This is a genomic window from Kibdelosporangium persicum (assembly GCF_013280595.1).
Lineage (GTDB): Bacteria > Actinomycetota > Actinomycetes > Mycobacteriales > Pseudonocardiaceae > Kibdelosporangium > Kibdelosporangium persicum.
The window spans coordinates 135580-157713 of the sequence record NZ_JAAATY010000010.1 but is presented as its reverse complement, the minus strand read 5'-3'; the positions used below and the strand labels follow the sequence as shown (position 1 = coordinate 157713).

Annotated in this window: 18 protein-coding genes; 12 read left to right on the top strand and 6 right to left on the bottom strand. The window is 68.6% G+C overall.

What is annotated here, in order from left to right; translation table 11 throughout:
* The first annotated feature begins 480 nt into the window (after positions 1-480).
* The 9 genes from GC106_RS19930 (at position 481) to GC106_RS19890 (ending at position 14804) form a co-directional block, all read left to right on the top strand.
* Positions 481-687, top strand: coding sequence for a thiomuracin/GE37468 family thiazolyl RiPP peptide (locus GC106_RS19930; RefSeq protein ID WP_173132725.1), 207 nt, complete (start codon positions 481-483; stop codon positions 685-687).
* 64 nt (positions 688-751) lie between these two features.
* A complete protein-coding gene (locus tag GC106_RS19925) occupies positions 752-3397 on the top strand; it encodes a lantibiotic dehydratase (RefSeq protein WP_173132723.1) in 2646 nt (881 codons plus the stop codon).
* Positions 3387-4292: a thiopeptide-type bacteriocin biosynthesis protein gene (locus GC106_RS19920; RefSeq protein WP_173132721.1), complete on the top strand. Its 906-nt coding sequence runs from the start codon at positions 3387-3389 to the stop codon at positions 4290-4292. Before GC106_RS19925 ends, GC106_RS19920 begins: the two co-directional genes overlap by 11 nt.
* A 3-nt stretch (positions 4293-4295) precedes the next feature.
* Positions 4296-5348, top strand: a complete 1053-nt coding sequence (locus GC106_RS19915) for a thiopeptide maturation pyridine synthase (RefSeq protein WP_173132718.1) — start codon at positions 4296-4298, stop codon at positions 5346-5348.
* A gap of 47 nt (positions 5349-5395) precedes the next feature.
* The gene (locus GC106_RS49350; RefSeq protein ID WP_173132716.1) at positions 5396-6727 is read left to right on the top strand and encodes a SagB family peptide dehydrogenase; all 1332 of its coding nucleotides are present in this window, start codon (positions 5396-5398) and stop codon (positions 6725-6727) included.
* A 5-nt stretch (positions 6728-6732) separates the two neighbouring features.
* Positions 6733-8526, top strand: coding sequence for a YcaO-like family protein (locus GC106_RS19905; protein WP_173132713.1), 1794 nt, complete (start codon positions 6733-6735; stop codon positions 8524-8526).
* Complete coding sequence (locus GC106_RS19900; protein ID WP_173132710.1) at positions 8519-10429, top strand: TOMM precursor leader peptide-binding protein; 1911 nt, start codon at positions 8519-8521, stop codon at positions 10427-10429. The genes GC106_RS19905 and GC106_RS19900 overlap by 8 nt, the downstream gene beginning before the upstream one ends.
* Before the next feature lie 154 nt (positions 10430-10583).
* Entirely contained in the window at positions 10584-12716 is a 2133-nt protein-coding gene (locus GC106_RS19895) for a GDSL-type esterase/lipase family protein (RefSeq protein WP_173132708.1), read from the top strand.
* 207 nt (positions 12717-12923) lie between these two features.
* Entirely contained in the window at positions 12924-14804 is a 1881-nt protein-coding gene (locus tag GC106_RS19890; RefSeq protein ID WP_173132706.1) for a Na+/H+ antiporter, read from the top strand.
* 21 nt (positions 14805-14825) lie between these two features.
* Here GC106_RS19890 and GC106_RS19885 read toward each other — a convergent pair whose 3' ends face one another.
* Genes GC106_RS19885 through GC106_RS19875 form a run of 3 tightly spaced genes read right to left on the bottom strand, consistent with a single transcriptional unit; the run spans position 14826 to position 17227 of the window.
* Positions 14826-15641 carry a MerR family transcriptional regulator gene (locus GC106_RS19885; RefSeq protein ID WP_173132704.1) on the bottom strand — a complete coding sequence of 272 codons (816 nt, stop codon included), beginning with the start codon at positions 15639-15641 and terminating at the stop codon, positions 14826-14828.
* Between the two features lie 15 nt (positions 15642-15656).
* Positions 15657-16418 (bottom strand): ABC transporter permease, encoded by a 762-nt coding sequence (locus tag GC106_RS19880; protein WP_173132702.1) that lies wholly within the window; start codon positions 16416-16418, stop codon positions 15657-15659.
* Positions 16415-17227, bottom strand: a complete 813-nt coding sequence (locus GC106_RS19875; RefSeq protein ID WP_173132700.1) for an ABC transporter ATP-binding protein — start codon at positions 17225-17227, stop codon at positions 16415-16417. The genes GC106_RS19880 and GC106_RS19875 overlap by 4 nt, the downstream gene beginning before the upstream one ends.
* A 224-nt stretch (positions 17228-17451) precedes the next feature.
* Between GC106_RS19875 and GC106_RS19870 the strand changes: the two genes are divergently transcribed.
* Positions 17452-18249 (top strand): hydrolase, encoded by a 798-nt coding sequence (locus tag GC106_RS19870; RefSeq protein ID WP_173132698.1) that lies wholly within the window; start codon positions 17452-17454, stop codon positions 18247-18249.
* Between the two features lie 107 nt (positions 18250-18356).
* On the opposite strand, the gene GC106_RS19865 is transcribed toward GC106_RS19870, so the two are convergent.
* On the bottom strand, positions 18357-18827 hold the full coding sequence (locus GC106_RS19865) for a cation:proton antiporter regulatory subunit (RefSeq protein WP_173132696.1): 471 nt from the start codon (positions 18825-18827) through the stop codon (positions 18357-18359).
* Between the two features lie 647 nt (positions 18828-19474).
* On the opposite strand from GC106_RS19865, the gene GC106_RS19860 reads away from it, so the two are divergent.
* Complete coding sequence (locus tag GC106_RS19860) at positions 19475-19639, top strand: hypothetical protein (RefSeq protein ID WP_173132694.1); 165 nt, start codon at positions 19475-19477, stop codon at positions 19637-19639.
* A gap of 18 nt (positions 19640-19657) precedes the next feature.
* On the opposite strand, the gene GC106_RS19855 is transcribed toward GC106_RS19860, so the two are convergent.
* Positions 19658-20491 carry a MerR family transcriptional regulator gene (locus GC106_RS19855; RefSeq protein ID WP_173132692.1) on the bottom strand — a complete coding sequence of 278 codons (834 nt, stop codon included), beginning with the start codon at positions 20489-20491 and terminating at the stop codon, positions 19658-19660.
* 44 nt (positions 20492-20535) lie between these two features.
* Complete coding sequence (locus tag GC106_RS19850) at positions 20536-21159, bottom strand: TetR/AcrR family transcriptional regulator (RefSeq protein ID WP_173132690.1); 624 nt, start codon at positions 21157-21159, stop codon at positions 20536-20538.
* A gap of 144 nt (positions 21160-21303) precedes the next feature.
* Here GC106_RS19850 and GC106_RS19845 point away from each other — a divergent pair, with 144 nt between their 5' ends.
* The gene (locus GC106_RS19845; protein ID WP_173132688.1) at positions 21304-22098 is read left to right on the top strand and encodes an SDR family oxidoreductase; all 795 of its coding nucleotides are present in this window, start codon (positions 21304-21306) and stop codon (positions 22096-22098) included.
* Positions 22099-22134 lie beyond the last annotated feature (36 nt).

The window sequence follows — 22134 nt, the reverse complement described above, 5'->3', positions numbered from 1 at the left end:
GTCACGCTCAAAAGCCGTGCCGAGCCCCGAAGTCGTGAACCTGAACATCGACGACATCGCATGGCTACGCTCGCGCCACACAGTCTAATTAGGACCAGTGGACGTTGTCGTCCGCTCGCGGCGCCGGTGGTTCAGCCGCGCATGATTCCTCCCAGTCCGGTGGTCCCCGCAAGCGATCCCAGCATCCGCGGCGGTGCGGGGCAATCCCTTTCAGCGGTGCCTGAAACCTGAGTTCACCACTGGATATCCGGTCCCGCCCGGCTTCCCGTGCCCGCCTTGACAGTTGATCTGAGTTGTGGGGAGTATCGAAGAGCCTCCTGGAGTTGCCCGGCAACCGGGTGAGGGCACCGCGGAGGTTGTCAGGGGGAGTCATGTGGGGGCTTTGTCTGCGGTCGTGCTTGCCGGGGAAGGGGGCGGTTCGCCATGGACTCCGACGTCCTCGCTGAGCTCCCTTCGCTGATACCGATGAGGAGAACCGGAATGAGCACTTCCCGACGGTTGGACTTCGATCTCGAGAATCTTCCGATGGACGTGTTCGACATTGTGGACAGTGGCTTGACGGTCGAGTCGCTGACCGCGGGACACGGCATGGCGGAGAACGGCGCGTCGTGTTCCGCGCCTGGCGGTGGCTGCTCGGGCTGCAGCGGAACCACGTGGGACTGCTGCTGTTCCTGCGGTACCGACTGAGCGAAGTCGATCAGGCCGGGCCGTCCGCCGGACGGCCCGGCCCCTTGCCGGCCGAGGAGGACGGTTGCACATCACGTTGCCCACCGGCGCGCGTGTGGACGGTTCGTTCGTGGTGCGCACCGCCGGGTTGCCGGCGAACGCCTTGCGGCAGTTGCGTTTCGCGGAATCCTTCGCGTTGGTCGACCGGCTTGCCGGAGACCGTGCGTGGTTGCACGCCGAGGGAAACGCGCTGGCCGACGAGCTGCACGCGATCATCGGGACCGCTGGCGACGCCGACAGACCACGACTGGTAGGTCTGCGCCGCGCGTTGCACCGGGTACGGCCACCGTCTGGCCGCGAATGGAACGAACAGATCGTCGCCGCGCTACCCGCCGACGTTGTCGACCGGGTACGCGAGTGGATCGTGACGCTGAGGACGGTGCAACGGGTAGCCACAGCGCTGCCGGACGTTTTTGTCGCCGAACTCGCCGCCAAGGACCTCGAACTGCGTGCCGTCGCCGCGCGGCCACAGTTCCAACGGGCGCTGGCGCACGCGAGCCCGGCGCTGTCGGGTGAACTGTCGAAGTGGCTGTCGGGCCGGCGGCGCCCGCAGCGGCAGTCGCTGATCAGGCTGGCCAAGTACGTGGCCAGGGCGGTGGCCAAGACCAGCCCGCTGAGTACGTTCACTGTCAGCGGATTGGGCACCTGGTCCGAAGCCGACGACGACACACGTCAGAAGCCGGAAGGCGCCGTGGTGGGCGTCACCGAACTGGACGGCGGGCTGCTGCATCTGCTGACGCGTGGGCTGCGTAATGATCCGAGGTTGTCGGCGGCGATGCCTGTGCGTGCCAACCCGAGCATCACCCTGCACGACGATCGTGTGATGTTCGTCGGCACGACGGCCCGTGAGCCGGTGGTCTCCGTGCCGGCCGCCCCCGTGATCCGGGAAACCCTGCGAATCCTCGGCGACCGGACTGTCCCGGCCGCGGATCTGGTCGCCGAGCTGACCGAGGAAAGCGCCGAGACGCCGCGTGTCGAGCGGTTCGTCGACGGTCTGGTGGACGCCGGTCTGCTGGAGCGACTGGTCCCGCTGCCCGATCTCGCGCCGGACCCGTTGGGAGACCTGGCGGCCTGGCTGTCACGGGGTGGCGAGCCCGGGACCGAGCTCGCGGCCGCCGCCACCGGTGTGCGCACCCTGATGGGGGAAGCCATTTCCGTCGAGGACGTCGACGGAAACCAGGCCCGGCTCAGCGAACTGCACCGGGCAGTCGGCGAGCTCGCCGGCCTCGCGGGTCTGGACTCGCCGCAGACCCGTGAGCGGTACCAGTTCCGCGACAACGCGGTCTACCGCGGAACCGTCGTGGTGGAGCCGATCTCGCGCTGGCGCACCGCACTGTCCGATTTGGACGTCGTGCGGCGCTGGACGGGTGCCTTCGACGTCGCGATGCCATGGCGGCTGGCGCTGGGCACGTACTGCGGCGAACGGTTCGGGCCAGGCAGCGAGATCCCGTTCCTCCTGCTGCACCGCGCGATCCACGAGGAACGGACCCGCGGCGAGGGAGCCGAACGGACGCTGGCGGCCGAGGCGGTCGCGTCGATGGCGGCCAACGCCCTGGTCATGTTGCCCACCGAGCTGGTGAAAAGCCCGTTGCCACGCCTGCGGGAGCTGGTCGCGATCCGCCGCGAGGCGGGCGAGGCGATGCGCGGCCACGATCCGGACGACGGCGTGATCCGGGTGGACGGCGGTGCGGTCGCCGAACTGGTCGCACGCTGGCCGGAGTGGGTGATGCCGCCGGGTTCGCTCGGCTGCTACGTGCAGGCCATCCCGGACGGGGAGGCGGTTCGGCTCGTGCTCAACGTGGCGCAGACCGGTTACGGACGCGGCCGTAGCCGTGTGCGCCAGATCATCACCCAGGCGGGAGAAGTGGCGCCGCCTGACGGCTCCTGGCTGTCACCTGGAGGCGAACCTGTGCTCGCCGAGGTGCGCGGTGCGTTCGCCTCGTCGGCCAACCGCCGTCCGCCGAGCCTTCCCTATGAGATCGACTATCCAGGCGTGGTCAGCGACCGGCCGTCCGCCGAGCGGATCCGGCTGGGCGAGCTTGTCGTGGTGCACGACCCGCGCACCGACCTGGTGCGGCTGGTCTGGAAGCGTCGGGGAGTGCAGGTGCGGCCGGTGCACCTGGGCATGATGTCCGACGTCATGCTGCCGCCGGCGGCGCGACTGCTCACCTACACCTTCGGTGCGGCCCACTATCTGCACACGACGGCGCTGTCGATGCTGTCGCCGATCGTGGAGTCGGTGGGGGAACGGCAGGTCGTCGCCCGGCCGCGGGTCGAGGTCGGCCGGGTCGTGCTGCAGCGGGCGCGGTGGGTGGCGCGGGAGGACGCGGTACCCAGGCGCGACAAGGGCGAGACTGACGCGAACTACTGGGTGCGGGTGACCGGCTGGCTGCGTACCAACGGAATTCCGCTGAGGTGCTTCGTCCAGATGCGTACCGACGAGGGGCCAAGGGCAGGAAATCCGTTCTCCTGGGGTTTCAGCAAATCACGCAAGCCCGTTTATGTCGACTTCGCCAACTGGTATCTGGTCGCGGTGTTCGAGCGGATGCTGGCGGGCGCGGGCAACGTCGTGGTGTTCGCGGAGGCGTTACCGGACCCGGAGGAAGCCGAATCCCATGTCACCGAGTACCTCGTCGAGCTCTCCGAACCGGAGCACCGCGATGCCGGATAACGCGTGGGTGAGCGGACATGCCTTCTACCACGGTGACCTGGACCGGCTGCTGCTCGACGTGACCGCGCCGCTGGTCGCCGAGCTGACCGGCGCCGGACTGGCCACGCATCACTTCTTCCTCCGCTACTGGGCCGGTGGACCGCACCTGCGGCTGCGTGTGCTGCCGGCCGGCGAATCCGCCGCCGAGGTGCGGCGCCTGATGCTCGAACGTTTCGAGAAGTACTTCGCCGAAAATCCCGCGGCCGAACGGATGACGGCCGACGAGTACTCGGAGACCGCGCGTTGGTTGTCCGCCGTGGAGAACGCGCCGTACCCGGCGGAGATGTATCCGAACAACTCGCTGTCGTTCTTCCCGTACGAGCGCGAACACGCCAAGTACGGCCACGGCGGGACCATCGAGGCCGTGGAGCGTCATTTCGCCGAATCCAGCCGGATCGTGCTTGATTTCCTGGCTACGGAGCCGACGGCCGATCACCGCAGCACGGCCGCGGCCGCGATGATGCCGCTGGCGTGGTTCGCTGCCGTGGACGACCCGGCGCTGGTGGCCGAGTGGACGCGCGATTTCCCGCTGTTGACCGGCCAACCTGAACCCGCCGAAGCCACCGAGGAGCAACGAGCGCGGCTCGTCGAGTTGACCAAACGCATGTACGTACTTGCCCGGGAGTGGCGAGGCATCGACGGCGACGGGATGCTGCTGCGGTGGGCACGATCGGTCGGCACGCTGTCCGGCGAACTGGAGAACACCGGTGTCGCCCAGTCCCGGCGGGTGTTCCGGGTGCTCAACAGTTGCGCCCATCTGGTGTGCAACCGGCTGGGCGTATCGCTGGCGGAGGAGGACGTCCTGCGCCGCCGCGCCGCGCAGGCGGTCGGGCAGCTCGCCGCGGGAAGGGGCTGAGCAGTGGACTGGCACACCATCCACGTCTACTACCACGACGACGACAAGGACGCGCTGATCCTGGAGGCGGTGCGGCCGTTGTTCGACAAGCTGGCCGGGCAGGTCGGCGCGCTGTCGTGGACACGGCACTGGCGGCAAGGTCCGCACCTCAGGCTGAACGTGCGGGCTGACCAGGACACCGTGCACCGTTCCGTGTTCCCGGCGGCTCAGCGGATCGTCGGCGGCTGGCTGGAGCGCAACCCGTCCACCCGGCGGCTCGATCCGCTTGAGGTGCTGGCGGATCATCGCAGGCTCGCCGAGGCGGAGAACGAGCGCGGTCCGCTGACACCGTGGCCTGCCAACAACTCCTTGCGCCTGGGCCACTACGACCGGCGAGTGGAGGTGCTCGGCAACGAGGCGATGGCCGGCCTGCTCGCCGACTTCTACGCCGACACGACGCCGATCTCGTTCCGGATGACCGAACGGTCCGGTCGGGGGCAGCGGCTCATGCTCGCGTTCGACCTGATCGTCGCGGCAGTGCACGGATTGTCCACTGTGGGCATCAAGGACGGGTTCGTCGCACTGCGCTCGCACGCGGAGGCGTTCCTGAACGGACGTCCCGAGAACGCGATGCTGCGCGACGGCTGGGACCGGCACTACCGCCTGCACTCGGCCACGCTCGCCGCTCGGCTGGCCGGAGTCGTGGCGACCGTCGACGGCTCGCCTGAGGCCGTTCCGTTCGTACGGGAGTGGGTCGATCTGTTGCGGCGCTATCGGAGCCGAGCCGAGGACTTGGTGGCCCGGTACGAGTTCTCCCTGCCGCCGCTGGACTCCGGTGCGAATTCCCGTCTGAGCACGGCGAGCCCGTTCCACGCCGCGCTGGTAGCCGGTTCGAGATGGGCACGCCTGCGCGACTCGACCGCGTTCGCACTGTCCCGGCTGCTGATCAACTACACGTACCTCCAGCTGACCAGGCTCGGGGTTCCGGCGGGGCAGCGGTTCCTGATGTGCCACCTGGCCGCGAACACCGTGGAGGACCAGTACGACGTGTCCGCGCTGGAACTGGCCGCGCTGTGAACACTGCCGTTGAGCGACTGTATGGACTGCGTCCCGGCGTTTACAGCGTGACCGGCGAGCAGCAGACGGTGACGTTGCTGCGTTTTCAGCACTGGCCGGAAAGCGTGTCGCTCGGCCAGTTGGGCGACGACGGCCGGGCCGCGCTGCGCCTGCTGGCCGAGCGGCCTTGCGCCGTAGCCGACCTTCCCGGCAGCGAGTCCCCCGAGGTGAAGACTCTGCTGGCGACGCTGCACGCCGATGGCTGGCTGGTGACGACCGTGTGCTGGGCCGGCCGGTCGCTGTATACCGTGCAGCCACTTCGGTCATCGCCTGACGTGCCTGCCACGGACGAAGCGGTTGTACTGTCCCGCTTTACCGTCCTGCACCGGGAAGGCGATGACCTGGTTGTGGAGTCACCGCTGGCGACGGCGACCGTGCGGGTACACGATCGGGCGGTGTCGGCTGTGCTCGCCGCGCTGGTGAGCACCGCCGCGGTCAATGCCGTCCACAGTGGACTGCCTGATCACCTCGTGACTCAGCTACTGGCGGACCTGCGGAGCGCCGGGCTGGCCGTACCAGCCGATGACGCCGAGGACGAGCCTCGGCTGCGCCAATGGCGGCCGCACGAGCTGTGGTTCCATGGGAGGTCCCGGCAGGGCAACGGCGGGTACGCGGGCATGGGGTACGGCCGGACAAAGTGGGCCAAGGGAACCTTCGACCCGACACCCGCGCGCCACGACCCTTATCCCGGTCCGGCCGTCGAGTTGTCCCGGCCCAACCTGGATGACCTGCGCCACAACGATCCTCCGCTGACCGCGGTGGTGGAGGACAGGCGCAGCCGACGCAATCACGACGACGATCACCCGATCACCGCGGAGCAACTCGGTGAGCTGCTGTATCGCTGCTCGGGTGTCCGCGGGGCCTTTGAGGCCGATGGTGTCGAGCACCTCAAGCTGCCGTACCCCGCCGGTGGATCGGTCTACGAACTGGAGCTGTACCCAGTGGTGCGGCTGGCTTCCGGGCTGAATCCCGGCATGTACCACTACGACCGGCACGAGCACCGGCTGCGGCTGGTCCGTGAGCCGGGCCCCGAGGTGGCGCGGCTGCTGCGGTCCGCGGCGCTGTCGGCGAGCGCGGAGCGTCCGCCTCAGGTGCTGATCGTGCTCGCGGCCCGGTTCGGCCGATTGATGTACACCTACGAGGAGCTGCCGTACGCGTTGGTGCTCAAACACGTCGGAGTGCTCTACCAGACCATGTATCTGGCAGCCACCGCCATGGGGCTGGCCGCCTGTGGGCTCGGCGGCGGCGATGCGGCGGCCTTCACCGAGGCGACCGGCCTGGACCACGCCACGGAAAGCAGCGTGGGGGAGTTCATGCTCGGCAGCCGGCTTGAGGAGTGATCAGGATGCGTCCACTGCTGCGACCTGACGTCTACCTGGCCGAGTCCGAGGACGGGGCCTATCTGCTGACCCATCGCGGTCCCGTCCGGCTCACCGGACACTCGGTGCACCGGTTCATCGAGCGGCTGACGCCCTATCTGGACGGTTCACACACCCTCGACGAGCTGACCGCTGGTCTCGCCGCGGAGCGTGCCGAGGCGGTGCGCAAGCTGGTCGGGATGCTGCGGGATCGCGACGTCGTGCGTGACATGAGTCCGGCCGCATCGGTGGTGGACGCTTCGTCGGCCCGGCCGGAGATCACTTACCTCGGATACTTCGACGATGATCCCGGCCGGGCATTCGAGAGGTATCAGGGCATGCGGGCGCTGGTGCTGGGTGAAGGCCCGGTGGCGTCCGCTGTTGTCCATGCGGCGGCGCGGTCCGGGCTGTCCCATGTCGTCAGATCGTCCACTATGGGTGGTGCACTCGTGGACGGCGTGGACCTGGTTCTGCACGTTGCCACCGAGTTCAGCGACGCCGAACGGCTCGAACAGTGGCACCACGGTTGGCGCGCGCAGGTCGTACTCCGCGGCGCTCACGCCTGGCTCGGCGTCGCCGGACCGGGACAGACCGAGCTGTGGGGCTCGGCTCGGCGGCGCTTGGCCGCGTGGCACCGGGCAGAGCCCGACGGCCGGGGACTGGGGACAGCGGCCATCACTGCCGTGGCCGCCCGGTTGGTGCACGGCACCTTCCGGGCCGTCACCGGACTGGACGAGCCACGGTCAGATCGGCTCACCGGAATTGACCTGTCTACTTTGGAGGATCAAACGCACGCGGTCGTCCCGCATCCGCTGGCGCGACCAGTTGTTCCGACCACCCCGGACATCACCGTCGCCGACGTCGATCCAGAGATGTTCTCCCGGCAGGCAGCCGTGTGCACCGACGACGTCATCGGGTTACTCGGTGAGCCGAGCGAGCGCGATCTGGCGCAGATCCCGTTGCGTGTCTGTGAGATCACGGTGTCCGACCCGGTGGGCCTGCTCGGCGCCGATGCGCTTGCGCCGGTGGTCACCGGGGTCGGCCTGGACTTCGCCACAGCGCGCTATCGTGCGGCTCTGCGTGCGTTCGCCTGCTACGGGTCCCTGATGGTGGACCGTCGACGGGTGCGGGACGGGTGCGTGACGGGGTACGCGCTGGAGTCCATGGACCCGGTTTTGGTGCCTGTTTCGCTCGCTTTTCCCGTACTGGACGGCGCGGCGGTTCCGTACGAGCCGCCCATCGGGGTCGCTGCCGGTTACAGCTGGCTTGAGGCGGTCGAGGCCGGGCTCGCCGGATACTGCCGGCAGTTGACCATGACCGAGCAGCAGCCGCCTCGACTGATCGACCTCGCCGCAGTGCCGCTTGACGGCCCGGGCAACCGATACCGGGCCATGCTCGCGGCCATTGGCCACCCCGTGACGGTTTACGACATCACCGGCTCACTCGGCGTACCGACCTTGCTGTGTCACCTGGACGATCGACCAGTTGCCTGTGCTTCCAGGTTGGACGCTCTCGCGGCGCTCACCGACACGCTCGAACAGGCCGTTCTCCACTACCAGGCGACGGAGAACGGTCAGACCGGGTATGCCCCGCCGCCAGCTCCCGTTCTGCCGACACGGGACGGCCCTGTGGCCCCGCTGCCTGCCTCGGTTGACCTGACGACGGCCGTCCGGGCGTTGATCGGCCTCGGTCACCGTCCGGTCGCGGTCCCGCTCGACCACGACCAGGAAGCGCACGAGATCCTGCCCCACACGTTCCGGGTGGTACTGCTCGATGACTGACACAATGATCAACGCGCCTGTTACCGTGCACGGCGTTGGGCTGCTGGCAACGGCGATCGCGGCCCGCCTCGACGGTGTTGTCAGCCCGGTGCTCGTTGTCGCCAGCGACGGCTGGGACACCCGTGAGTACCCCGAGATCCGGGCGCGGGCGACGGCGTGGCTACCTGTGCGCACCGAGTTGGGGCGGGTGGTGGTCGGCCCAGTCGAGCTACCGGGTGTGCCGGGTTGCGTGCGGTGCGCGGACTTGCGCCGCGGACGGGCGCGTGAGGATGCCGCGGAACACGACTCGGTGCTGAGCCGACACGGTCAGGCGCTGGCCGATCGGGCGTCGGCGTGGCTGACGAACCTGGCCGCCGATCTCGTCGCGGAGCTGGTCGCCGAGGAGATCAAGACCTTTGCCACGGAACCGGAATCGGCCAGGACACGCAACGCGATGGTCTACGTCGACCTGGAAACACTGAGCGTGCGGGTACACCGTTTCCTGCCCGAGCCGCTATGCCCTGACTGCGGCGACCTTCCGGACGACAGCGAGTCCTCGGCTTGGATCTCCCTGACGCCCCAGACCAAACTCGCCCCGGACATCTACCGGGTGCGTGCGGTCGGCCGGGAGTTCGACGCGCTCAAAGAGACCTATGTGGACGGCGAGACCGGTCTGATCAGGTCGCTGACCCGCGGCACCGAGGGCGGGCTGATGGTCGCCGCCGCCAGGCTGGGCCTGCGGGATGGTGTGGTGGAGGGCGGTTACGGGCGCACCCGCAACTACCAGAGCAGCCAGCTCATCGCGGTCCTGGAAGGGCTGGAGCGTTACGGTGGGGGACGGCCAGGCGGCCGGCGCACGGCCGTGCAAGCCAGTTATTCCGAGATTCAGGACAGCGCCGTGGATCCCCGCACGTTCGGGCTCCACAGCGCCGAGTCCTATGATCGGCCGGAGTTCCGTTACCGTCCGTTCGATCCGGACACGTCATATCGTTGGGTGTGGGGCTATTCCTTCGCACGCCGCGCTCCCGTCCTCGTGCCTGAGACGTTGGCCTACTACCGGATGCACCGCGCCAGTCCGCACCCTCCGTTCGTCTACGAGATCTCCAACGGCTGCGCGCTGGGCAGTTGCCTGGAGGAAGCCATCCTGTACGGAATCCTGGAGGTGGCCGAGCGAGACGCGTTCCTGATGACCTGGTACGCCCGCATGCCGGTGCCGCGCATCGACCTCGACTCCGCCCGGGACCGGACGATCCCGCTGATCGTCGAGGCGATGCGGGCGGAGACCGGCTACCGGCTGATGGCGTTCGACACCACCCTGGAGCAAGCAATCCCTTGCGTGTGGGTGATGGCCGTGAACCCGGCCGACGACGGCCGTCCCAAGATCGTGTGCGCGGCCGGTTCCCATCTCGATCCCGAACGCGCCGCCGAGAACGCGATCAGCGAGCTCGGCCCCATCCTCACCAACCTCATCCACCGCTACGAGCACCAGCGCGACGAGGCTGCCGCGTTGGCCGCCGACTCCACACGTGTCACCGTGATGGCCGACCACGCCTTGCTCTACGCGCACCCGGACACGTTCTCCCGTCTGGACTTCCTCACGAACTCAGGCACCACCCGGGCATTCGCGGACCTTCCGGCGCCCACTGCCTTCGGCAACCCGGACCTGCGCGACGACCTCACCGAGCTGATCAACCGATACCTGATGACGGACATGGACGTCATCGTGGTCGACCAGACCACGCCCGAGCACCGGGCTGGTGGCTTCAGCTGCGTGAAAGTCCTCATCCCAGGCGCCTTGCCGATGACGTTCGGCCACGCCAATCGGCGTACCGAGAACCTGCCCCGGCTGCACACTGTGCCCCACCGTCTCGGCTACCGGTCAGGCGTCATCGACATCAATCCCCACCCTCATCCGTTCCCCTAGCCTCGGCACGAGTTCCACGACGCGTCGCGTCGTCAAAAGCGCGGCGCTGGACGCATCAAGCCGGTTCAGCAAGCGGAATTTTCCACTGACCGCGGCCGGTGTCCGTCGGCGAGTATCCGCAGTCACCTACTCCGATCCGATGGAGGTGCGTTTGATGCGTGCTCGTGACCATGGTCGTGCCTACGGGCGGATCCTGGCGCTCGGTGCCGCACTGGCGGTGGTCTGCTCAGCCGCGACCGGAACCGCCGGTGCCCAGCCGTCGGCAGAGCAGCAACAGCAACAGCGGGTGCTCAAGATCGTGGTGGTGGGCGACTCGTACTCGTCCGGGGAGGGCATCCACGTCATCGACCCGGCCGGGGAGCGACCGGAAGGCAACAGTTACATCGACGCCCGGGACCCGCGGCACCAGTCGACGCTGAGCGCGGCCGCGCAGGCGGCGGCCCGGTTGCAGGAGGCGAACCCGGGCGTGCAGGTGGAACTGAGCATCGTGGCGTCGTCCGGGGCGACCACGACCGACGTGTTCAACACCCAGCGCAAGGACCCGTTGGAGCCGACTCCCGGCAACCGGCCGCAGGACGGCGCCGACATGCGAACCTGGTACGACTCGAACGACATGGCCGTCAACTTCCCGCAGATCAGCCAGATTCCCGCGGACGCCGACGCCGTGATCGTGGGGCTCGGTGGCAACGACGCGTTCTTCGGCCCGCTGGTCGAGGCGTACGTCTACGACTACGCGGTCAAGGCTGGCCAGCTGCGAAACCAGGCGAACAAGTTGCTGGACTCCACGCAACCCGACCAGGTCTACCGGGACCAGGCCAAGGGCATCCCGGGCCGGGCACCCACCCTGGTCGCCCGGTTGCTGCAGGTGGTGCAGGCGATCAAGGACCGGGCGCCGGGCGCCAAGGTGATCCTGCAGACCTATCCGGTCGCGGTCGATCCGGAGAAGTGGTCGGCGGGAGACATGCTGCGCCAGCGCGACATGGTGGCGATGAGGGACTTCGCCACGCAACTGAACAACGCGATCAAACACGCCGCCAAGGTGTGCGGATGCGCCTCGGTCGCCGACGTCTCGCAGGCGTTGCAGGGTCGCGAGCTCAACACCCCGGACCCCGGCATCAACAGCGTCTTCACAGGACTCTGGGGCGACGCGACCCAGTGGTCGAAGAACGAACCGGTGCACCCGAACGTCAAGGGCGCGGGCCTGATGGCGGACCCCCTCGCGCAGGCGCTGGCCGGCGACCTCGGACTGACGGCACCGCAGCCGCGCAAGGACCGGCAGACCGACACGAGCAAGATCAGGCTCAAGCACACGCCCGCGCCCGACACCGACAACGACGGCGTGGCCGACTACCTGGACAAGGACTGGGACGGCGACGGTGTCCCCAACACGAAGGACCGCAAGCCCAACACCCCGGACGCACCCGGATCCGGCCAGCAGAGCAGCCCACAGCCCGGAGCGGGATCGACGCCTCCCGCCGTGATCGTTCCACCACGCCCCATCCCGCAGTCGGCGCCCGGGCAGCGCGATCCCGCACCGCTTCAGCCGATCGACCAGCGGGGCACGGATTCCCGGCCACGCCCGATCCCGATCAGTGACAACCCGGGGTCGCGCCGACCGGACACCGGACCACAACCACCGGCTTCGCCCACCCCGACCCAAACCGCTCAGCCGCCGACCAGGCCGCTACCGCCGAGGCAACCCACGCCGCCGCAGCCCACGCCGCAACCAGCCGCGCCACCGCCACAGTCGGCCCCGCCTCGGACCGGGTCGGAACCGCCGAGACAGCCCATCCCGCCGCAGACGGCTCAGCCGCCGACCGGGCCGCAATCGCCGAGGCAACCCGCACCACCGCGGTCGGCAGCGCCTCCGGCGCAGAGCTCCCAGCCAGCCGTGAACCCGCCTTCCGGATCGGGGCGGAAGCCCAAGGGCGGCGCCGCGTCCCGGCAGGCGGTCCCTTCGGCAACGATGCGGTCGCCGAAAATGCCGTCGGTTCCGAAGCCGCCGTCCACGCCGAAGTTCGACCCCAATTTCGGCCCGAAGGGCAGTCCTGGAGCCTCGCAGCTCGGCGGTGGGCTGCTCGGCGTGACCCCGCCTCCGCCACCGACCGTGCCGGGACTCACGCCACCGCCGGGGAGCAAGACACCGCTGGGCGGCGGCAAACCGGCTGGAACTGCGACACCGCCGCTCCCGTCCAGGGCGCCGGCTCCGCCGGGTGGTGCGGGCACGCCACCGCTTCCGTCCAGGGCACCCACGCCACCCCCGGCGCACCCGGCGCTGACGTCCTGATTCCCCAGGCGCTACCAACGGGTCCGGCCCACAACGGCCGGACCCGTTCGTGGTCGGGTGCCGTGGCGCGGTCCTCAAGGGACTGTCCACCGCCTGCGCCCGATCCGGGGCAGTGACCGGAGTCACCGCGCCGCCGGAACAGTCCATCCGCGATCAGGCCATGTAACTTTTCAGCGGACCTGACTGCTCCGAGACGAGGACTCCTGAGTGCACATCGCGGTGGAGATTGTGGCGTTGGTGGTGGCCGTCCTAGCGGTCACGGCGATCGCCAGGCGGCTGGCGTTGTCCGAGCCGCTGTGCCTGATCGCGGTCGGGATCGGACTGTCGTTCATCCCGGGCATGCCGGCCTACGAACTCCATCCGGAGGTCGTGCTGGTCGGGCTGCTGCCGCCGCTGCTGTACTCGGCGTCGATCCAGACGTCCCTGCTGGACTTCCGGCGGCTGCGTGCGCCGATCATCACGCTGTCGGTCGGTCTTGTGCTGTTCACGGCGCTGGGTGTGGGTCTGGTGGCGTGGCTGGTCATCCCCGGGCTGCCGCTGGCGGCGGCGATCGCGCTGGGCGCCGTCGTCGCCCCACCTGATGCCGTCGCGGCGAGCGCCGTCGCCCGCCGGGTGGCCATGCCCCGCAAGCTCGTGCGGCTGCTCGAAGGCGAAAGCCTGTTCAACGACGCCGCCGCGCTGGTCGCCCTGCGGACCGCGATCGCGGCGATCGCCGGTTCCGTGGCGCTGTGGGAGGTCGGGCTCGACTTCCTGATCGCTCTGGTGGGCGGCGGTGTGGCCGGCGTGCTGGTGGGCGTGGCCGCGTCCTACACGCGCTCCAAGATCACCGACACCGTCACGGACACCGCGCTGTCGTTCGCGATCCCGTTCGTGGCGTACATCCTGGCCGAGATCGTGCACGGTTCGGGCGTGCTGGCCGTGGTCATCGCCGGGCTGATCATCGGGCACAAGGCGCCGACCATCATGTCCAGCTCGTCCCGGGTGGCCAGCAGGCACAACTGGCGGACCGTGCAGTTCCTGCTGGAGAACACCGTCTTCCTGCTGATCGGGCTGCAGCTGCGGCGGATCGTGGACGAGGTGCGGGACACCGGGCTGTCGCTGGGCATGCTCGTGGTGATCTGCGTGGCCGTGCTCGCCGCGACGATCGTCACCCGGATCCTCTGGATGGCCGGGATCGGCACCCTGAAACGGGTCAACCGCGCCCTGGGCCTGACCAAATCCAGCCACGTCTGGCCCTGGCGCTACTCAGCGGTCATCGCCTGGGCGGGCATGCGCGGTGTGGTGACGCTCGCCGCGGCGTTCGTCCTGCCCCTGGACACCCCACAACGGTCGGTGCTCGTGCTCGCGGCGTTCGTGGTCGTGGCCGGAACGCTCGCTCTGCAGGGCATGACGTTGCCCGGCCTGGTCCGCAGGCTACGGCTGCCTGGCCCGGACCCGGCCGAGGACGCCCTGCAGGAAGCGGCCCTGCTCAACGACATGACCAGGGGCGCACTGTCTAAACTGGAGGATATCCGGCGCCCCGGGGACCCGCAGGAGGTCGTGGACCGTCTCCGCGCCCGCCTGCAGGACCGGACCGACTCGGCCTGGGAACAGCTCGGCAGGCAGAACCCGAACGCGGACACACCGAGTGACGCGTACCGTCGCCTCCGGCTGGAGCTGCTCGCGATCGAACGGCAGGAGTGCCTGCGTGCCCGTGACAGCGGCACCACGGACGACATCGTGCTGCGCCGCGTGCTCGATCGCCTCGACATCGAGGAGTCGATGCTCGACCGCGACGACGAGGAGCTTCCGGAGACGGGCCGGGAACTCAGCACCCCCGCGGCCACGGCGCGCTCGTGCAAGCACCTCGACCACGAGTGGAAGGAAGTCCGGCCCAGCTCCGCGGACACGTGCGAGGCGTGCGTCGCCGAGGGCACCACCTGGGTTCACCTGAGGATGTGCCTGAAGTGTGGCAACGTCGCCTGTTGCGACTCCTCCCCGAGAAAGCACGCGACCCAGCACTTCCACGACACCAGGCACCCGGTCATGCGCAGTCACGAGCCGGGCGAGAACTGGCGATGGTGTTTCGTCGACAGCCAACCCGGCTGACACCGCGTGGCCGGACGTCTTTCACGAGCCGTCATCATCCGTGATGTTCGGTTGATGAACGGATTCCGGCTGGGGGCCGAGTCTGTCGGCAGGCACTCGCTCGATGTTCGTCCACCCTTGCCAGCCCCGCTCCGCCAGGATCGCCATGATCCGCCTGGCGCCCGGTGCGGACTCGGTCACGGTCGCGTCGAGCAGGGCGGCGAACTGGTCGTCGGCGCCGGTCTCGCCGTTTCGCAGGGCACGAATCCGCAGGCGTTCCAGGATGTCGGAGATCTCGACGATCCGCGGATCGTCGGCGGGCCAGTCGAGTAGCTCGGTGAGGAAGCCGTAGAGCTTCACCATGTCGGGGTCGTCCAACTGCTCGTGCTTCCGGGCCATCACGAAGTCGATCAGGTGCGGCACCTGGGCGGCGACCATGATCCAGGCATCCCGCTCCAACTCGATGTACCGCTCCTGGACGCCGAGACCGCGTAGCCGGTCGAGGTAGCTCACCACGCTGCGCGGGAGCGCCAGGTGATCTCCGGCGGCGAGCTTGGCGAGCCGTCCGCGGGTGTCCTTCAGCCGCCGGATTTCGGCGCGCAGGTTCCTGTCGATCTCCTGGACGCCGCCGGCGAACTCGGCCGGGTCCGCGTCCAGGAGTTGCTGCACCCGGGCCAGCGGCACGCCGGCCTCGGCCAGGGTGCGGATCCGGATCAGCCGTACCACCGCGGCCGGGCCGTAGGTCCGGTAACCGGAATGGTCGCGCTGGGGCTCCGGCAGCAGCCCGACCTTGTGGTAGTGGCGTACCGCCCGCACCGTCACCCCGGCGTACGCCGCCAGCTGGCTGATGGTGAGCATGGCTCTCAGCCTGCCTCAGGCGATCTTCCGGCGATAGGCGGCCATCGCGAAGCCGTACGCCACGACAAGGATGCCGGCGCACCACGCGAGCGCGATCCCGATGTCGTCGCCGACCGGTTGCCGGGCGAACAGGTCACGGATCGTGTCGACGATCGAGGTCACCGGCTGGTTCTCGGCGAACCAGCGCACTGGGCCTGGCATTGTCGCGGTGGGCACGAACGCCGAACTGAGGAACGGCAGGAAGATGAGCGGGTAGGAGAACGCGCCTCCGCCCTCCGCCGACTTGGCGGTCAGACCGGCGATCACGGCGATCCACGTCAGCGCCAGGGTGAACAGGAGCAGGATGCCCGCGACCGCCAGCCAGGCCAGGATTCCCGCGCCCGAGCGGAAACCCATGAGCAGCGCGACGGCTACGACCAGCAGCAGCGAGATCAGGTTGGCGACCAGCGAGGTCAGTACGTGCGCCCACAGCACGCCCGACCGCGCGATCGGCATGGACTGGAATCGCTCGAAGATCCCGGTCCTCATGTCGATGAAGAGCCGCAGCGCGGTGTAGGCGACGCCGGACCCGATCGTGATGAGCAGAATGCCGGGCAGCATGTAGTCGACGTACTGGACCGGACCGGTGTCGATCGCGCCGCCGAACACGTAGACGAACATCAGCATCATGGCGACAGGGGTGATCGCAGTGGTGATGATGGTGTCCACGCTCCGGGTGACATGGCGCAGGGTCCGTCCCGTGAGCACGGCGGTGTCGCCGAAGAAGTAGGTGGTCATCCGTGGTTTCCCTGGTTGCTCGTGCCGGTGACGTGGCGGATGTGGTCGTTGCCGACGATCGCCAGGAAGACCTCCTCCAGAGTCGGCTGTTTTTCGACGTACTCGGCCTTGGCGGGCGGCAGCAACCGCTTGAGCTCGGCGAGGGTGCCGTTGGCGATGATCCGGCCCTGGTGCAGGATCGCGATCCGGTCGGCGAGTTGTTCGGCCTCGTCCAGGTGCTGCGTGGTCAGCAGCACCGTCGTGCCGTGCCCGGCGAGCTCCTTGACCGTCTGCCACACCTCCATGCGCCCCTCCGGGTCGAGCCCGGCAGTCGGCTCGTCCAGGAAGATCACCGGCGGATCGCCGAGGAGACTCATCGCGATGTCCAGGCGCCGGCGCATCCCACCGGAATACGTCGACGCCCTGCGCGTGGCCGCGTCGGCGAGGGAGAAACGCCTCAGCAGGTCGTCCGCGACCGCGCCGGGAGCCTTCAGATGCCGCAACCGGGCGACGAGAACAAGATTCTCCCGTCCACTGAGGACACCGTCGACGGCCGCGAACTGCCCGGTGAGGCTGATGGACTCCCGCACGTTCGCCGGTCGCGTGGCGACGTCGAACCCGTTGACGACGGCTGTGCCCGCGTCGGCCTTCAGGAGCGTGGCGAGGATACGTATGGTCGTGGTTTTGCCTGATCCGTTGGAACCGAGCAGGGCGAAAATGCTGCCCCGTGCCACGTCGAAGTCCACACCTCGCAGCACTTCCAGCTCCCCGTACGCCTTCTCCAAGCCCTGCACACGAATTGCCGGACCGGCGGTCGATTCGGCCGTCATGACAGGCGTCCCATCGCGCGCCGAGGTTCTTCATCGGACATGGTTTGCCTCCTTCGTGCCAGCAGGATGGAGGGTTGACCCAGCGTCAAGGTCAAGCGCGATCACCGTCCGGCCGTCGGGCAGTGACTGCGCTGAAGCGGTTGCCAAGTGATGTCGAGGCGGTTACAGTCTGCACTGGGAGCGCTCCCAGAACGGCAAAGTCGCCCAGTCCTCAGGAGAAGCGCATGCGCCGGAAGACGAGCGGTGTTGTGACGGCCGTGGTCACGCTGGCAACGGCCGCGGCAGTGGTGAACCCCGTCAGCGGACACGCCGCCGTGCCCGCGACACCGCTGGTGCCCGCTTCCTGCCCGAGTGGCGCGTTCTGTGACGGCTTCGAGAACCAGACCGGGCCGGCGCCTGCCGGTGACTGGTCGGTGGTCTTCCCGAACTGTCAGGGAACCGGCACGGCGACCGTCGACAGTTCGACCGCGTACAGCGGCAGCAAGTCGGTGCGGATCGACGGCCGCGCGGGCTACTGCAACCACGTGTTCCTCAAGACGACCAAGGGGATGACGGCATCCGGCCTGTACGCACGGTTGTACGTGCGGCACACCACCGCCCTGCCGGACGCGCACGTCACCTTCGCGGCGCTGAAGGACACCGCGGACGGCGGCAAGGACCTGCGGATGGGCGGCCAGAACCGTGCCCTGCAATGGAACCGCGAGTCCGACGACGCCACGTTGCCCGAACAGAGCCCGGCAGGGGTCGCGCAGAGCGTTCCGCTGCCGGTGAACCAATGGACGTGCGTGGAGTTCGGGATCACCGGCGCCGAACTGCAGACCTGGATCAACGGCGCGGATGTGCCGGGCCTGCATGTGGACGCGACGCCCACACCGGACATCGACGCGCAATGGCTCCGCCGGAGCGGGTGGCGGCCCGCTCCGGCGGACCTCCGGCTCGGCTGGGAGAGTTACGGCAGCGGTGACGACACCCTCTGGTTCGACGACGTCGCGATCGCGCCGTCACGGATCGGCTGCTCCTGACCGGAAGCCGCAGGTCACCCCTCGTGAGTGTTTATCGGTGTTAGAACACGGATAAACACTCACGAGGGGTACGCTGGGGGTTTGGCGGCGAACGGCCACCACACCGCTCATCCGTGCGTGAGGATCTCGGCGGCGGCTTCGAGTCCCGCGGTGGTGCCGACCACCACGGCGAGGTCGCCGTTCTCGAAGACGAACTCGGGGCCGGGGGAGGCGTGGACCGCGCCGGACCGCAGCACCGCGACGATGGACGCACCGGTGCGGGTGCGCAGTGCCGTGTCGCCGAGCACACGGTTGGCGAACGCGGTGACGGACAGCTGGTGAGTGGTGATTCCGTTGACGTCATGGTGTTCCTCGCTGAGGTGCACCACCAGTTGCGGTCCGCCCAGCAGGCCCGCCAACGTCGCCGCTTCGTCCGGCGCGAGCGGTATCGAGGCGCCGGTGTCAGGATCGTCCTGTTTGGTGACGACGAGGTCGACCTTGCCGTCCCGGTGCGCGATCACGCCGATCCGGCGGCCCGCGCGGATGGCGAAGTCCTGACGGGTCCCTGTTCCGGGCAGCGGAGTCACCTCAACGTTCACAACAAGCACCTTATAGGGGACATGACCGTCCCGGACGGCTTCGCGCCGATCCGTGTTCGGCGCCGAAACCCGAGAAGTCAGAGTACGCACGTAAGCTGGGGGCGCTTTGTAGTTTCGTACGACGGGAGCTGAGCGGTGCGGGCAGCGGCGAGGGTGAGCCGGTTCAGGCTCCTGCTCGTCTTGCTGCTGGTACTGACCGGAGTGAGCGCGCCCACAGTGCCGGGCGCCGGCCAGGAGAATCCCGATCGGCACGCGGCATCGGCGATCAGCGTTTCGGTGTCAGCGGCTCTGCCGGATTACGAAGTCCTGCACGACCGGCCGCGCGGGTCGGTGACGACAGGCCAAATTTCGCTCCAGACGTGGTCGGACACGTGGTGGGCCGTCTGCCTGCCCGCGAGCGATGGGGTTGCCCCGCCTGGACGTCTGTCCGTGAGAAACGCCCGCAGCGTAGCGACGGTGGCGTCGGCGCACGCACCGCGGTCCAGCCGCGCGCCGCCGACCGAGCTGGCCTGAAAGATCCACATCGGACGGTAGGCACCCGCGCCGTCCGAATCCTCTTCTCTCGCACTGTGTCCGGGAGGGCTTCGCCGTGCCCTGGTGGCGGTCGGCGACGTCCTGGCACAGCTCTGACTTTCGAAGGACGAGACATGTCTGTTGTGGTGCTGGTGTTGTTCCTCGCCGCTGTCGCGGCTGCGATCGGGTTGCTGGTCGCGATGTCCGTCAAGGACAAGCCGCTGTACGGTGGGATCGCGGTCGGCATTCTGACCGGCCCGGGAACCGTTCTGGCTTTCCTCTACATGGCCGCGAGCTGACCGTCTGCGCTCGCCGGCTCACCTGGCCACGTCGAGCTCGCAGATCGCCACGGTGGTCTCCACGCCGTCGTCGTACAGGACCTGGCGGATCCGGGAGAAGTCGATGAAGGCACCCTCCAGGGGATATGAGACCAGGCGTGAGAGCGCGCTGCCGTACTTGGCCATCGAACTCCTGCCGGGGACCAGGATGGACAGTTCGGTCCGCGCTTCGAAGGTCTGCACCTCGACGTCGCCGGGCAGGGCCGCGAGCGCTTCTTCGTCCGCGGTGACCGGAACCTTCACCAGCCAGTGTGGTCCCGTGGTGGTGCGGTTCCGGTTCTTCTGCTCAGCGGTTTCGATGGCCGGGGCTCGCCATGGCGTTCCCGACACGACGGCTCCGCACGACCGCACAGTCTCGATGACCTGCTGAACTGTCGCGGACATGGCGGCATCGGCCTGGTCCCAGTCGTACTCGTCGTGCCCGGCCGAAGGACCGGGAACGAGTTTGGACACCACGGTCATCCGCGGTACGTGCCGGACACGGGCCTCAGGCCATGAGGTGAGCAGTTCGCGCGCGTCCCTGATCGCCTCGTCCTGGGCCTCTCGCTGGCGCTGCACCTCGGCGATGTGCTGCTGCAACAGGACGTTGGCGGTGTCCGGTTCGTCGAGGGCACGCCGGACCAGCTTGACGCTCATGCCCGTGCTGCGCAGAACGGTGATCAGCATGGCTCGTTCGATCTGGTCGAACGTGTACGAGCGGTAGCCGGTCTGCTCGTTGACGGCGGCGGGCACCAGCAGGCCCTCGGAGTGGTAGAACCGCAGCGTCTGCGGCGACAGGCAGCACATCTCGCTGAAATCGCTGATGGACAACATGAGACAAGGTTCGCCTTTGCGGTAACTACAAGGTCAAGTCCGGATCAGTCACCGGCCAGCGACGGCCGGACGAGCAGCCCGTTGGTGGTGTCCGTGCCGCCCAGAGCGCCGATCACCGTCCCGACGAGCAGGTTGATCCTCGCTTCGACCTCGCTGCCGGCGTGCAGTGCGGTCAGGGTCGGGGAGTCGGCCGACAGGTCGTTGACTTCGTGCAGCAGAGCCAGATACACCCGGCGGCACCAGACCGGATCAGCCGAGGTGATCACTCCGGCGTCTCGCAGGCGTTCGAAGAGTAAATCCACCCCGGCGAGGACTTCGGGCGTGATGGCCGCGTCGAGCTGAATGGCGAACCGGTGACAGAGCTTGAGGTCGAAGATGGTCTCGGTGAGTCGCTGCAACGCCACCAGGGGCGGCGCGGTCGCCACCCGTGTCTCGGCGAGGGCGCGCAGGTAGCGCTCGTTGAGGTGAGCGGCCAGAGCGTCCAGCAGTGCGGTGCGCGAGGAGAACCGTCGGTGGACGGTGGCGCGAGCGACTCCCGCGGCGTCGGCGATGCGTTCCAGCGGCGCGTTGGGGTCCTCGGCCAGCACGTCCTCCGCGGCCTCGAGGATTCGGGCCGTGCTGCGCTCGGCGTCCGCCCGGACCCGCCGCGACGGGCCACCACTGCTCATGCCCAACCTCCTTGCCCGATGGCTCCAACCCTACAAGTCCTGGGCCTTCCGCTGATAAATGAGTCACGAGTGACTCACCTGTTGACTTAAATGAGACTATGATGTCTCATGTAGGGGTCAGACCTTGGGAAACAGGAGCACAACATGGATCTTCAGCTCGCCGGCAAGCGTGTCCTCGTCACGGGAGCGAGCAAGGGCATCGGTCTCGCGATCGTTCGGGCGTTCCAGGCGGAGGGGGCGTCGGTGGCCGCGACCGCCCGGCGCACCACGCCCGAACTCGAATCCACGGGAGCCGCGTTCTTCGCCGCCGACCTCGCCACCAAGGACGGCCCGCGGCAGCTCGTCGAGGCGGTGCTCGCCAGCACGGGCGGCCTCGACGTCCTGGTCAACAACGCCGGTGGCGGCGAGATGCCGGACGGCGTGCTCACCGACACGTTCAACGGCGGGGACGAGGTCTGGGCGGCCGCGTTCGACCTCAACCTCTCCGCGGCGGTGCGGGTCACCAGGGCCGCGCTGCCCGCCCTCGTCGCCACCGGGAACGCCGCCGTGGTCAACATCAGCTCCGACAGCGCACGACGGGTGGCAACGGACACGCCGCTGCCCTACATCGCCGCGAAGGCCGCCCTGAACGCCTTCTCCCGAGTGCTCGCCGAGCGAGTGGCCGCGTCCGGTGTCCGTGTCAACGTCGTGTCGCCGTCCGCCACGCGCACAGACATCCTGACGAGCAAGGACGGATACGCCGCGCGTGTGGCGGACAGCTTGGGCATCGACCACGACACCCTGCTGATGAACATGCCGAAGCAGCTGGGGATGCTCACCGAGACCCTGATCGACCCCGCGGAGATCGCCCGCGCGGTCGTGCTCATGGCCTCCCCGGCGATGCCGAGCACGATCGGGGCGAACTGGGCCATCGACGCGGGCGCCACCAAGGTCGCCTGAGCCGGGAACACGGACGTCCACACTGGACGGACAGCC